Raw genomic sequence first — 16,066 nt, forward strand, 5'->3', positions numbered from 1 at the left:
ATCTGCTACAAGCAAGCACCAGGCTGGGAAACGGACCTAACGTCCGACGCTTTACACCCCCTGTATTGATTCGTCTTCTGCGCGCCCTTCTTTCCCAAATTTCGAGATCAATGACCGCTTCATGAGAGGGGCGCATGAAAACGCTCCCCTCTCACAACGTCGCTTTATACAATCAACTGGTGATTGATCAACAAGGTCTCCATGTCCGTGGCCACCCCGTTCAGTGTCAGCACCAAGGAGGATGAGAACGTTGAACCTGCACCGTCGCGGTCGACACTGATCGAGGTGTTAGTCCCGTTGTTGGTGACACTCAGGTAATTCATCAGCCCCTCTGAGGCTTTATCCAATACCGGTTTGGCGGTGGTGACATCGGTGTAGACGTAGGCCGTACCGGTGTAGCCTGTCAGCAAGGCGCTAAGATCAATCATATCGGCGGCGGCCACACTGTTGATGTTGCCCAGGCCGAAGCCGATTGCTGTGTCAGTACCGTTGCCACCGGTAGCATCGCTGTTATTCACATTGGTGAAGGTCAGCAGCGTATGACCGCCAGCGGTGATGGTGTAGGTGTCGTTGCCGCCACGTCCGTCAAGAAGTGAGTTCACGCTAGCGGTGCTGTTAGCGGTGAGGCTGTCGTTTCCGCCCCCGCCAATGATCCCTTCGATACCGGTCAGGGTCACGGTGTTAAAACCGGTGGCCTGAGCCGTGGCAGTGTTGAGGTTCACGGTCACCCCGGTCGTGCCTGCAAGAGTGAAGTTCACGATGTCTTCGCCGCGAGTGATTTGCCAGGCAGGTGTACCGTAATGGGTTAACCATCCGCCGCCGCCTATGAAGGTGTCCGTGCCTGCAGTAGCGAAGAAGGTGTCATTGTACCCAGTACCGATGAAATTACCGTTGGCATTGTTGTTGCCGGCTTCCGCGGACAGTACATAGTTGCTAGTGGCCAGGCCGGCTGTTAACCCAGTCCAGGTGGTGTTGACGTTTTCAATGCTGTTGCCACCCAACGTTGCAACACCGGACACGTCACTTGAAACACCAGCCACACTTTTCAATAATACAGCTGTGTAGGTCTCTGAAGCGCTAAGGCCGTAGAAGTACACCAGCGCAGACGAGTCATTAGTGGTTAATCCGGATTGCGGGTTGATGATTTGGGAGGACACCAGCACACCGGAAGAGTTAAAAAGTTGCACTGTATTGCCATAAAAAACATTGACACCCTGAAGGTCAAAAATCCGCAGATGCATACTAGTCCCATCTTCAACATTTTTATTATTATAGATAAAAGTCTGGAATGGTGACCCCGAAGGAACTACGTTTAAAAATAGATCTGCCGCGCCATCCCAATTAAAGTCCATAGGGCTGACCCCTAAAAAATTACTCGCGGCCGCAACCCCAATACTTGCTCCAACATCAAAAAAACCACTCCCCTGATTTGCATACCAAACAATATTGCCACTTACACCGTTTGCGGGAACTTCGATTATATCCATTTTGCCATCGTGATTCCAATCGAGCGCCAGCGAGCCTGACCCATTCAGCGTATCGTTAAAATAGGTTGCCGTTCCCCCGGCAGTTCCCGCAGCGGTACCGAAGCCACCACTTTGATTATTCCAGTAAATCCGACCTGCATTACTATCGGCGGTATTGGTCACATTGCGACCTTTGTCCAAGTATAAATCCATGAAACCATCATTATTAAAGTCAGCCCACGTCATTGCGACCGCATTAGTACTACCAGATGGCGTAGCGAAGACCCCCGCCAAACTGGTCAATACAAATGTATTTGTTGTCAGCTGGCTGTTCATGAATGTCGTAAGCGCAAAAATACCACTACCATTGGTGTGTTCAACAATGTCGACCGTGCCATTGTTGTTCAGGTCCACTGCAGACACTTCAGCATAGTTATTGATTACTCCCGTACCAGTGGGGCGACCTGTGCCTGTGGTGGCAGTGCCATTCATCCAGGTAAGTGTCCCGGACGTATTGGTCACGAAAGTCAACGAAGTGTTGGCCATATCACCAAAGGCAAAATCAAGATAGCCATCCCCCGTTTTGTCATAGGCAACCACGCCACCGTACGTCCGATTATTACCACTTAACGTAACGACAGAATAAGAATCATTATTTAGCGTAGTTAAAGCAACGACGGCATTTGATGCATTAATTGAAACAACGCCTTGGTAGCCGGTTCGCAGGAAATCCACAAATATTGCAGCGTTTGGATTGCCTCCATTTGAAACTGAGGTGGATGTGAAGTCGCCCACTACAATGCCTGGCTGATGAATCATAAATGTGCCAGCGTTATTAAATAATATTATATTGAAACTGCCACTCTCACTCAGACCCACAATATTTGAAAATTGGGTGGTGCCGTAAGGGGCCGACACGGTAGTTGCCAGGTCCGAACTGACTACCCTCAGGTGACTTACGCTCGATTGCAAACTCCTGTTCCCCGCGGCATCCACCCCCATAAAGGCCAGGTGATAACTGCCCACCGCCTGCCCCGCCGTACTCAACGACCAACTCCCTCCCGCCGCCACCGTGGTCATCGCCAAAATCGAGTCGATGCCTTGCGAGTAGATACCGTCATTATCAATGTCATTGATGAGCACCAGGGTGGAACCCACTTCGCCCAGCCCACTGGTCGCACTGCTGAACGTGATGGCCGTCGTGGTGGTGGTGATGTTGTCGCCCACCACGCCCGTATCAAATGCGCTCGTCAGTACCGGGGCAATCAGGCTGGTGATCAGCGGCGCGGTGCTGTCCACGGTGACCACCGTTGAGGCGGTGCCCGTTGCCACGTTACCGGCGATGTCGATGGCGCGCAGTTGATAGGTGGTGGCGCTGGTTCTGGCCACCGGATCGGTATAACTCCAGGTCTTGGCCGTGTTGTTAAAGGTGGTGACGTTGGTCCACGTCGTGCCGCCGTCGGTGCTGATCTGGAGAAACTCGCCTGTCAGTACGTTGCCGGTATAGCTGCCATTGACGGTCAGTAACGGATCACGCGTGGTGAGGTCGGTGTTTAGCGCACTGTCGGTCGTGCTGCCTGTGCCCAGGACCAGCCCGGCGGTGGTGTCGGTGGTGATGGCGGTGAGTGATACGGCGCTCATCGCGGGGGCGACCAGATCAATGGTCACCGCCGTGGCGGCCGATACGGTGCCGATGTTGCCGGCGGTGTCCACGACCCGGGCCCGGAAGTTGTAGCTGCCGGCGGCCAGGGTGTTGGCGGTGTTGTTGAAGCTGTAGAGCGAGCCACTGACCAGTGTTGCCGTGTTCCAGGTCGATCCGTTGTCCAGGCTGATCTGGACGGTTTCCCCACTGCCCACGGTCCCGGTGACCGTGGCGCTGATGGTGAGCGTTTGATCGTTGGTGATGAAGTCGGTGCTGCTGGTTCCGCTATCGGTCGTGATGGCGCTGATGGTTGCCGTCGCCGTTGGGGCTACGGTATCGATCTGCACCACTTGGGTGGTGCTTAGGCCGAGGTTGTTGGCAATGTCGATGACTCGGGCGACGACGGTGTAGGCGCCGCTGGCCATGACGTTGGCGGTGTTGTTGTAGCTCCAGCTGGTGCCGGTCACGGTGGCCGTCGACCAGGATGTTCCGCCATCCAGGCTAATCTCCACCCGTTCGTCAGTGGCCAGTGTGCTGCTCAAGGTGCCGGAGAAGATCAGGGTGGTGTCGGTGGTGATGAAGTCGGTGGCGATTGCCGAGTCGGTGGTGATTGAGGTGATGGTAATCGATGCGCTCGGTGGGGTGGTATCGACGGTCATCGTTTGGTTGGCGGTGTTGACGAAGTTGCCTGCGGCATCCACGACCCGCGCCCTGAGGTTGTAAATGCCATCGCTCAGGGTGTTGGCACTGTTGTCGTAGCTCCAGGTGGTGCCGGACACGGTGGCGCTGAAGTAGGTGGTGCCGCCATCCATGCTGAACAGTACCTCTTCGCCGGCTCCCAGCGTGGCGCTGAGGGTGCCGGAGAACACCAGCGTGGTGTCCTGGGTCTTGAAGTCCGTGGTGATGCCGGTGTCGCTGGTGACGGCGCCGATGGTGAGGGTGGCGGTGGGGGCGGTGCTGTCGACGGTCACCAGTTGGGTGGCGGTCTGCCCGACGTTGCCGGCAATGTCTACCACGCGAGCGTCGACGGTGTAGGCGCCATCGGCCAGGGTGGTTGCCGTGTGATCGTGACTCCAGGTCAGGGCGCTGGTGGAGGCGTTGAACCAGCTGGCGCCGTTAAGCCGCACTTGCACGCTTTCCCCGGCCAGCAGCGCGGCCCCCAGCACGCCGTTGAAGACCAGGTTTTTGTCACTGGTGATGTAGTCGGTGCTGCTGGTCCCCGAGTCCAGGGTAATGGAGGTGAAGGCAATGGTTTGCGCGGCGGCGGGGGCGGAGGTGTCGACCACCAGGGTTTGGTTGGCGGTTTGGCCTGCGTTGCCCGCGGCATCGACGACCCGCGCCTTGAGGTTGTAGGTGTTGTCCGCCAGGGCGTTGGCGCTGTTGTCATAACTCCAGGTGGTGCCGCTGACGGTGGCGGCGTTATAGGTCGCGCCACCGTCCAGGCTGAACTGCACACTGTGTCCTGCGGCCAGGGTGGTGCCCAATACGCCGCTGAAGATCAGTGTGTTGTCGTTGGTGTTGAAGTCACCGCTCACCTCACTGTCGGCGTTAATGGCGCCGATGGTGATGGTTTCGCTGGCGCTCGGGGCTACGGTGTCGACGGTCAGGGTAAAGTTGCTGGACGAAAGACCGTTGTTGTTGGCCACATCGCTAATGACCGCGTGATAGGTGTGCGCCCCCTCGGCGGTGGTGCCCAGTTGGTAGTTCCAGGTGTTGCCACTGACGGTGGCGACACCCAGCAAGGTCGCGCCTTCATACACCCGCACCGTATCGCCGCTGGCCAGGCCGCTGACCGTGCCGTTCAGCACGGGGGTGGTATCATTGCTGCTGGTGCCTGTGCCGAAGTCGCCCAGCAGTGCAAAGACGTTGTCGGTGTAGGTGTCAAGGCTGACGGTGTAGCCGACGGTGGGTCCGGTGATATCGACTGTCACGGCCTGGGAGGCCACGGCACTGGTATTGCCGGCCCCATCGATGACCCGACTGAGGAAGGTGTAGCTGCCTTCAGCCAAGGGGGTGGCACTGTGGTCATAGGCGTAGGTGCTGCCACTGACCAGTGAGGCGTTATTCCAGCTCGCTGCGTTATCCAGAGAAATCTGCACGTTCTCACCGGCGTTGAGCGTGCCGGTCAGGGTGGTGGTGATGAGCAGTGTTTGATCGCTGGTGATAAAGTCCCCGGTGGTGCCGGTGTCCGTGGTGATCCCGCTGATGGCCACGCTTGCCATAGGGGTGGCGGTGTCGATGGTCAGGGCGGTGCTGGCGCTCTGGCCGAGGTTGCCTGCGGTGTCGAAGACTTGGGCCTCAATCGTGTAGCTGCCGTCAGCCAGGGCGGTGGCGGTGTTGTCAAAGCTCCAGGTGGTTCCAGTGACCGTTGCGATCTGCCAGGTTGCTCCGCCGTCCAGACTGATCCTGACATCTTCATTGCTTTGCAGGGCGGCGCCCAGGGTGCCGCTGAAGGTGAGGGTATTGTCACTGGTGACAAAGTCGCCCGCCGTGCCGGTGTCGACACTGATGGTGGTAATGGCCACGGTGGCGCTGGCGCTTGGCGCCACGGTGTCGATGCGCAGGGTTTCGACGGCGGTCTGTTCAACGTTGCCGAACACGTCAGTGATCCGTGCCTGCAGGTTGTAGCTGCCGTCGGCCAGGGTATTGGCGGTGTTGTCAAAACTCCAGGTGGTCCCCGTGACAACGGCGTTGGCCCAGGTCAGGCCATTATCCACGCTGATTTCTACATTGCCCCCGGCCCCTAGCGGTGAGGTGATGATACCGCTGAAGATCAGGTTGGGACTGTTGGTGATGAAGTCGGTAGGGCTGCCGGAGTCAGGGGAAACCGCCAGGATCTCGATCGAGTTGCCAACGGGCGCGGTACTGTCAATGGAGACCATTTGACTGGTTGTCTGACCGATGTTGCCGGCGGTATCGGCGACCCTGGCCAAAACGGTATACACGCCGTCGGGCATGATGTTGGCGGTGTTATCGTATTGCCATTCGGTGAGGCCGGTGTTCGTCGCGTTCAGCCAGGTGAGCCCATTGTCCAACGAGATCTCTACGTGTTGGCCCGTACCCAATGGCAGCCCGACATTGCCCAGAAAGAGCAGGGTGTTGTCGGCCGTGTTGAAGTCGCTACCGCTGGTACCGGTGTCCAGCGAAATGCCGATGATGCTGACTGTAATGCTCGCGCTTGGCGCGCTCGTATCGACCACCACCGATTGGCTGGCGGTTTGACCGATGTTGCCGGCGCTATCCACCACCCGCGCTTGCACGGCATAGGTGGCATCAGCCAACACGGTAGCGGTGTGATCAAACGTCCAGGCCGTGCCGGTGACGGTGGCGCCCGACCAGGTGCTGCCGCCGTCCAGGCTGACCTGCACCGACTCCCCAGCCACCAGAGACACCCCCAACACACCGCTGAAGATCAGGGTGTTGTCGTTGGTGACAAAGTCGTTGCCCACGCCACTGTCGGCATTGATCGTGGTGATGCTGATGGTGGCACTGGCGCTTGGCCCCTGGGTGTCCACGATCAAGCTGAAATCGCTGGAGACCGTGCCTTGGTTGCCCGCGGCATCGGCAATGACCACGTGATAGGTATGGCTGCCATCGGAGGTCGCCGCCAGTTGATAGCTCCAGGCCCCGCCCGTGACGGTGGCAAGACCGAGTAAGGTGGTGCCTTCATACACCTGCACGACGTCGCTTGCGTTCAGCCCACTGACGGTCCCGTTCAGTTTTGGGGCGGGGTCATTGGTGAGCGTGCCGTCAGCAAAGTTGCCGGTTTGCAGGTTGACCAGATCCGTATAGGTGGTGATGGCCACCGCGTTACCCGTGGAGGGGGCCGTGGTATCAATCTGCAGCGTTTGTGTCGCCACCGCACTGGTGTTGCCGGCCACATCGAATACCCGGGCCTGCAGGGTATACAGGCCTTGTGCCAAGGTAGTGGCGGTGTGGTCATACACATAGGTGCTACCGCTGGACAGCGTCGCGTCGTGCCAGGTGCTGCCCGCATCCAGGGAGATCTGCACAAAGTCGTTGCTGCCCAGGGCCCCGGCCAACGTCAAGCTGAACACCAGGGTTTGGTCGCTGGTGCTGAAGTCCGTGGCACTGGTGCCGCTGTCGAGCGTGATGCCGGTGACCGACGCCGTGCCCGCGGGCACCGCGTTATAGATCTCCACGGTCCGCTGGGCGCTCTGCCCGACGTTGCCGGCGGTATCGATCACGCGCAGTTGGGCGAGGTAGGTATTGTTCGCCAGCGACAAGCCGGTGTTGTCATAGGTCCAGTTGGTGCCGCTGACGGTCGTGGCCGACCAGGTGGTGCCGCCATCAATACTGAACTGCAGCGTTTCATCGCTGCTCAAAGGCGCCGTGAGCGTGCCGTTGAACAACAAGGTTCGGTCGCGGGTGATGAAGTCACTGGCGCTGATCCCCAAGTCCAGACTGATCGAGCCGAAGGCAGGAATAATGCTCGCCGAGGGGAGCGAGGTGTCAACGGTGACCGTTTGAGTGGCCAGTGGGCTTCTGTTGCCCGCCGTATCAATCACCCGGGCCTGCACGGTATAGCTGCCATCGGCCAACACGGTAGCGGTGTGATCAAACGTCCAGGCCGTGCCGGTGACGGTGGCGCCCGACCACGTGCTACCGCCGTCCAGGCTGATCTGCACGGTACTGTCTGCTGCCAACGGGGCGCTCACCTGGCCGCTGAAGACCAAGGTATTGTCACTGGTGATAAAGTCACCCACCACCCCGCTGTCCAAACTAATCCCGCTGAGAGTGACGGTTTCGGTCGGAATCGCGCTGTCAATCTTCAGCGCCTGCGAACTGGTTTGCCCGATATTGCCGGCAACATCCGTCACCCTGACCTGCACGATGTAGTCACCGTCGGCCATGGAACTGGCGGTGTTGTTGTAGCTCCAGGTGGTCCCGCTCACCGCGGCGCTCAACCACGTGACGCCGCCATTGAGGCTTATTTGAACGCTCTCATCCCCGACCAACGCAGCGCTCAACGAACCGTTGAACAGGAGCGTGTGGTCCTGCGTGATGAAGTCATTGAGGCTGGCCCCATTGTCCAGCCCGGTATCTGAAGCAATGGAGGTGATGGTGATCGTGGTGGTCGGCGCCGGTGCCTGGGTGTCCACCACCACCGCTTGACTGGTGCTCTGGCCGATGTTGCCGGCGGTATCGATCACCCGGGCTTGCACCGCATAGGTAGCGCTGGCTAGCGCAGTGGCGGTGTGGTCAAAACTCCAGCTCAGGCCGGAGACGATCGCCGCACTCCACGTAGTACCACCATCGAGGCTAATCTGTACCCCTTCGTCAGCGGCTAAGGCCGCCCCTAAGGTGCCCGTAAAGACCAAGGTATTGTCGTTGGTGTAGAAGTCCGTGGCACTGAGCCCGGTGTCATCGGTAATGGCGTCAATGGAGAGCGTGGCGCTCGCACTCGGCGCGCTGGTATCAATCACCACGCTCTGGGTGCTTGCAGTGCTCGCGTTGCCGGCAGCGTCCACCACACGGGCGACAAAAGCATGCGTGCCGGAGGCCAAGGTATTGGCGGTGTTGTTTAACACATAGGTTGTACCGCTTTGTAACGAGGCATCCTGCCACGACACCCCGCCATCCAGCGAGATTTGAACTTGATCCCCCGCCCCCAACACGCCCGTCACTTGCGCGCTGATCGTCAGCAAGGGATTGGACGTGACAAAGTCATTGGTGAGGGCGCCGGTATCAGGCGTAATTGCACTGATCACCGCGGTGGCCGGCGGGGCCAGGCTATCAATCTGCACAACCTGGGTATCACTCAGACCGATATTGTCCGCCACGTCGATCACGCGTGCGATCACGGTGTAGGAGCCGTCGGCCATCACGGTAGCAGTATTGTCATAACTCCAATTGGTCCCGGCCACACTCGCCGTCGACCACGAAGTGCCACCATCCAGGCTAATTTCCACCCGCTCGTCAGTGGCTAAGACACCGCTCAAGGTGCCTGAAAATATCAGGGTGCTGTCGCTGGTGATGAAGTCGCCAGCGGTGCCTGAGTCGCTACTGATGGCCGTAAAGGCAATCGTGGTACTGGAAACCGCGGTATCCACCACCACGGTCTGACTGGCGCTCTGGCCGACGTTGCCGGCCGTATCCACCACCCGTGCCTGGACCGCATAACTGCCATCGGTCAGCACGGTAGCGCTGTGATCCAAGCTCCAGCTGGTGCCAGTGACTACCGCTGCCGCCCAGGTCGCGCCACCGTCCAGGCTGACCTCGACGCCGTGCCCAGCCGCCAGGGCAATGCCCAAGGTGCCACTGAAGATCAAGGTGTTGTCGCCGGTGGTAAAGTCGCCACTGGTGCCGCTGTCGAGGGTGATCGCATCGAAGCTGATGGTTTCCGTAACGCTCGGCGCCTGGGTATCCACCACCACGGTTTGACTGGCGCTCTGGCCGACGTTGCCGGCCGCATCCACCACCCGTGCCTGGACCGCATAACTGCCATCGGTCAGCACGGTGGCGCTGTGATCCAAGCTCCAGCTGGTGCCACTGACCAAGCCCGCGGACCAGGTGCTGCCACCGTCCAGACTGACCTCGACGCTGTGGCCGGCGGCCAGGGCAACGCCCAAGGTGCCACTGAAGATCAGGGTGTTGTCGCCGGTGGTAAAGTCGCCACTGGTGCCGCTGTCGAGGGTGATCGCATCGAAGCTGATGGTTTCACTGACGCTCGGCGCCTGGGTATCCACCACCACGGTTTGACTGGCGCTCTGGCCGACGTTGCCGGCCGTATCCACCACCCGCGCCTGCACCGCATAACTGCCATCGGCCAGCACCGTGGCGCTGTGATCCAAGCTCCAGCTGGTGCCAGTGACTACTGCCGCCGCCCAGGTCGCGCCACCGTCCAGGCTGACCTCGACGCCGTGCCCAGCCGCCAGGGCAACACCCAAGGTGCCGCTGAAGATCAGGGTGTTGTCGCTGGTGGTAAAGTCGCCGCTGGTACCGCTGTCGAGGGTGATTGCATCGATACTGATGGTTTCACTGACGCTCGGCGCCTGGGTATCCACCACCACGGTTTGACTGGCGCTCTGGCCGACGTTGCCGGCCGTATCCACCACCCGCGCCTGCACCGCATAACTGCCATCGGTCAGCACCGTGGCGCTGTGATCCAAGCTCCAGCTGGTGCCACTGACTACCGCTGCGACCCAGGTCGCGCCACCGTCCAGGCTGACCTCGACGCCGTGCCCAGCGGCCAGGGCAATGCCCAAGGTGCCGCTGAAGATCAGGGTGTTGTCGCTGGTGGTAAAGTCGCCGCTGGTAGCGCTGTCGAGGGTGATTGCATCGATACTGATGGTTTCACTGACGCTCGGGGCCTGGGTATCCACTATCACGGTCTGACTGGCGCTCTGGCCGACGTTGCCGGCCGCATCCACTACTCGCGCCTGCACCGCATAACTGCCATCGGCCAGCACCGTGGCGCTGTGATCCAAACTCCAGCTGGTGCCACTGACTACTGCCGCGACCCAAGTCGCGCCACCGTCCAGGCTGGCCTCGACGCCGTGCCCAGCGGCCAGGGCAATGCCCAAGGTGCCGCTGAAGATCAGGGTGTTGTCGCTGGTGGTAAAGTCGCCGCTGGTAGCGCTGTCGAGGGTGATTGCATCGATACTGATGGTTTCACTGACGCTCGGGGCCTGGGTATCCACTATCACGGTCTGACTGGCGCTCTGGCCGACGTTGCCGGCCGCATCCACTACTCGCGCCTGCACCGCATAACTGCCATCGGCCAGCACCGTGGCGCTGTGATCCAAACTCCAGCTGGTGCCACTGACTACTGCCGCGACCCAAGTCGCGCCACCGTCCAGGCTGACCTCGACGCCGTGCCCAGCCGCCAGGGCAACACCCAAGGTGCCACTGAAGATCAGGGTGTTGTCGCTGGTGGTAAAGTCGCCGCTGGTAGCGCTGTCGAGGGTGATTGCATCGATACTGATGGTTTCACTGACGCTCGGGGCCTGGGTATCCACTATCACGGTCTGACTGGCGCTCTGGCCGACGTTGCCGGCCGCATCCACCACCCGTGCCTGGACCGCATAACTGCCATCGGTCAGCACGGTGGCGCTGTGATCCAAGCTCCAGCTGGTGCCACTGACCAAGCCCGCGGACCAGGTGCTGCCACCGTCCAGGCTGACCTCGACGCCGTGGCCGGCGGCCAAGGCAACCCCCAAGGCGCCGCTGAAGATCAGGGTGTTGTCGCTGGTGGTAAAGTCGCCACTGGTACCGCTGTCGAGGGTGATTGCATCGAAGCTGATGGTTTCACTGACGCTCGGCGCCTGGGTATCCACCATCACGGTCTGACTGGCGCTCTGGCCGACGTTGCCGGCCGCATCCACCACCCGTGCCTGCACCGCATAACTGCCGTCGGCCAGCACCGTGGCGCTGTGATCCAAGCTCCAGCTGGTGCCACTGACGGTGGCCGCGACCCAGGTCGCGCCCCCGTCCAGGCTGACCTCGACGCCGTGCCCAGCCGCCAGGGCAACGCCCAGCGCGCCGCTGAAGATCAAGGTGTTGTCGCTGGTGGTAAAGTCGCCGCTGGTACCGCTGTCGAGGGTGATCGCATCGAAGCTGATGGTTTCACTGACGCTCGGCGCCTGGGTATCCACCACCACGGTTTGACTGGCGCTCTGGCCGACGTTGCCGGCCGTATCCACCACCCGTGCCTGCACCGCATAACTGCCATCGGCCAGCACCGTGGCGCTGTGATCCAAGCTCCAGCTGGTGCCACTCACTACTGCCGCGGCCCAGGTCGCGCCACCGTCCAGGCTGACCTCGACGCCGTGGCCGGCGGCCAAGGCAACACCCAAGGTGCCGCTGAAGATCAAGGTGTTGTCGCTGGTGGTAAAGTCGCCACTGGTGCCGCTGTCGAGGGTGATCGCATCGAAGCTGATGGTTTCCGTAACGCTCGGCGCCTGGGTATCCACCACCACGGTCTGACTGGCGCTCTGGCCGACATTGCCGGCCGCATCCACCACCCGTGCCTGCACCGCATAACTGCCATCGGCCAGCACCGTGGCGCTGTGATCCAAGCTCCAGCTGGTGCCACTGACTACTGCCGCGACCCAGGTCGCGCCACCGTCCAGGCTGACCTCGACGCCGTGGCCGGCGGCCAGGGCAACACCCAAGGTGCCACTGAAGATCAGGGTGTTGTCGCTGGTGGTAAAGTCGCCGCTGGTACCGCTGTCGAGGGTGATCGCATCGAAGCTGATGGTTTCACTGACGCTCGGCGCCTGGGTATCCACCACCACGGTTTGACTGGCGCTCTGACCGACGTTGCCGGCCGCATCCACCACCCGTGCCTGCACCGCATAACTGCCATCGGCCAGCACCGTGGCGCTGTGATCCAAGCTCCAGCTGGTGCCACTCACTACTGCCGCCGCCCAGGTCGCGCCACCGTCCAGGCTGACCTCGACGCCGTGGCCGGCGGCCAAGGCAACACCCAAGGTGCCGCTGAAGATCAAGGTGTTGTCGCTGGTGGTAAAGTCGCCACTGGTGCCGCTGTCGAGGGTGATCGCATCGAAGCTGATGGTTTCCGTAACGCTCGGCGCCTGGGTATCCACCACCACGGTCTGACTGGCGCTCTGGCCGACATTGCCGGCCGCATCCACCACCCGTGCCTGCACCGCATAACTGCCATCGGCCAGCACCGTGGCGCTGTGATCCAAGCTCCAGCTGGTGCCACTGACTACTGCCGCCGCCCAGGTCGCGCCACCGTCCAGGCTGACCTCGACGCCGTGGCCAGCCGCCAGGGCAACGCCCAGCGCGCCACTGAAGATCAAGGTGTTGTCGCTGGTGGTAAAGTCGCCACTGGTACCGCTGTCGAGGGTGATTGCATCGAAGCTGATGGTTTCACTGACGCTCGGGGCCTGGGTATCCACCACCACGGTCTGACTGGCGCTCTGGCCGACGTTGCCGGCCGCATCCACCACCCGCGCCTGGACCGCATAACTGCCGTCGGCCAGCACGGTGGCGCTGTGATCCAAGCTCCAGCTGGTGCCACTCACTACTGCCGCGACCCAAGTCGCGCCACCGTCCAGGCTGACCTCGACGCCGTGCCCGGCGGCCAGGGCAACACCCAAGGTGCCGCTGAAGATCAGGGTGTTGTCGCCGGTGGTAAAGTCGCCGCTGGTACCGCTGTCGAGGGTGATCGCATCGAAGCTGATGGTTTCCGTAACGCTCGGCGCCTGGGTATCCACTACCACGGTTTGACTGGCGCTCTGGCCGACGTTGCCGGCCGTATCCACCACCCGTGCCTGCACCGCATAACTGCCATCGGCCAGCACGGTGGCGCTGTGATCCAAGCTCCAGCTGGTGCCACTGACGGTGGCCGCGACCCAAGTCGCGCCCCCGTCCAGGCTGACTTCGACGCCGTGGCCGGCGGCCAGGGCAATGCCCAAGGTGCCGCTGAAGATCAGGGTGTTGTCGCTGGTGGTAAAGTCGCCACTGGTGCCACTGTCGAGGGTGATCGCATCGAAGCTGATTGTTTCTGTAACACTCGGCGCCTGGGTATCCACCACCACGGTCTGACTGGCGCTCTGGCCGACATTGCCGGCCGCATCCACCACCCGTGCCTGCACCGCATAACTGCCATCGGCCAGCATGGTGGCGCTGTGATCCAAGCTCCAGTTGGGGCCAGTGACTACCGCCGTCGCCCAAGTGGTGCCGCCATCCAGGCTGACTTCGACGCGCTCACCTGCGGGCAGTGCGGTGCCCAAAGCACCGCTAAAAATCAGGGTGTTGTCACTGGTGGAAAAGTCACCACTGATGCCTGAATCATTGCTGATGGCATCGAAAGTGATCGTGGTACTGGGCGGGGTAACATCCAGGTGGGAGAACGCCACCGGGGTACTAATATTACCCGCCACGTCGGTCAGCGTTACATCGAGGCCACCGCTGGGCTGTGACGCCGCGCTGCTGATCGGACCATAGTGGCCGTCGCTGCCGACCACCGCGGTGCCGGTGGTGCCGTCAGGGAAAACAATCGTTACGGTAGTGCCAGGTTCAGCGGTACCCGGTGCGCCCGAAACGCTCAGGCTACCATCGGCGTTAGTTACCACGGTCGAGCCTGGGGAGATGGTCGGTACAGCCGTATCCACGAAAATATCAATACTGGAAGAACTACTGACGTTGCCCGCTGTATCAATGACCTCAGCGGTAACGTGATAGGCCCCGTCAAGCAGGGGGTCATATTCCCACGTTGTACCGGTGACGATGGCTTGATGCCAAGTGATGCCCCCGTCCAGGCTGATTCGCACACCATCATCAGGTCCCAAAGGCGCATTCAATGTGCCGTAGAACGTCAGTTTCGTGCCATTAGTGATGTAGTCGATACTGCTAATACCGCTATCAGGAGAGATTGAAGTAATATTAATAATTGCATGGCGTGCAGCACTATCAATCTGCAAACTCTGGCTGGTGACTTGACCTACATTGCCAGCGGTATCCACAACCCTCGCCGCAATGGTGTAGGCACCATCAAGCAGTGGGTTAAGACTATTGTCATAACTCCAAGTGGTGCCTGAGAGGGTCGCGGTTAACCACGAGCTCCCTCCATCCAGGCTGATTTCTACTCGTTCACCCGCTAAGAGCAGCGCTCCCAGGTTCCCAGTGAACACCAAGCGGTTGTCGCTGGTGATAAAGTCACTGGCGCTGATGCCGGTGTCATCACTGATGTGGGCAATGCTGATGGTTTCAATGACCGCTGGCGCCACCGTGTCGATGACCACCACCTGGCGGCTAACGACGCCTGGTGTACCGGACGCACTGACGACTCGGGCTTCAAAACTGTACACCCCGTCGGGCAACACATTGGCGGAGTTATCATAAGTATAGGTATTGCCACCGACCCAGACAGCGTCATGCCATGACGCGCCACCATCCAGCGAGATCTGCACACGCTCGCCGCTCGCGAGCGTACCGTCCAATTGGGCGCTGACTACCTGCGTATGATCATTGGTAACAAAGTCACCGACCACGCCATTGTCTGAGATGGCCGTAATCGTGGCAAGCGCGCTGGGCGCCTGACCCGCTGGCGCGCTAGGCGCGTCGCTATGACCGCCACCACCTCCGCTGCCACCGCTGGCCAGCGCCACACCACCGGCCAACAAACCCGCACCTGCCAGCCACCAGCCACTAAACGCAGAGCTGGAAGCGTCAAGTAAGGGTTGGAGACTCTCAAGGTTGACGAAACTGCCGGTGTCCAGCACCGGTACTCCGGCAGCATCCAGCACTGGGGTCGACAATCCCTGCGCATCCTGAATGACCAAAGTGTTTTTGACGCCTTTATGCACCAGGTAAAAGTCGTCCAGAGTAATGACCTCCCCTGAACGCATCGAAATAACCAGCGCATCACCCTGGCGCTCAAGCGAGGCAATGTCGCTGACTGAATCAACCGACAACTTCACCACAGACGGCTCGGCAATGGATGCGTGAAGACCGGAGACGACGTTAGACGCATGGTTGTGCTTATTAATTATCGAGATAGTCGCTTTCATGTTGCGTCTCCAAATAATCGTTAGTTCAATGGCCGCTCAAAGATGGGTAACTACCAAATCAGACAAGTCACGCTTTCGCAGGACCCTCTTTCTTGGTATTTCCTCGCTATACGCTACGCACAGGTTCGTAAAGGGCGCTGCATAAAGGAATGCGCTCATCCTTTAAAAATGTTGAGTAAGCTCAACATGGCAACAGCGACCTGCTACATACCCATGTAGTGTGGCTAGTAATAAAAGACACATCGGTCATAAACGTATCATAGACCCCTTTTTCAGCTTCAATTTTGTCACTCGGGACAAAACCTGAGTCGCGCAAGATATCGAACACAAATTCACAACGTTAAAAAATTTCCAATGCGCAAAACTTATGAAATAACAGCCTAGGCCTGGCTAAAAATCCATTTCAGTAACGCAGTGCTTATGGCGTAGCGCCCATAAAAACAAGGACACGT

1 protein-coding gene is annotated in these 16,066 nt (G+C 60.0%); it reads right to left on the reverse strand.

The features are described 5' to 3' along the window. Positions 1 to 164: 164 nt before the first annotated feature. On the reverse strand, positions 165 to 15,614 hold the full coding sequence (locus tag ACYZTX_RS04750) for an Ig-like domain-containing protein (protein ID WP_462033168.1): 15,450 nt from the start codon (positions 15,612 to 15,614) through the stop codon (positions 165 to 167). Positions 15,615 to 16,066 lie beyond the last annotated feature (452 nt).

The sequence above is a fragment of the Pseudomonas sp. MDT1-17 genome, assembly GCF_054898105.1.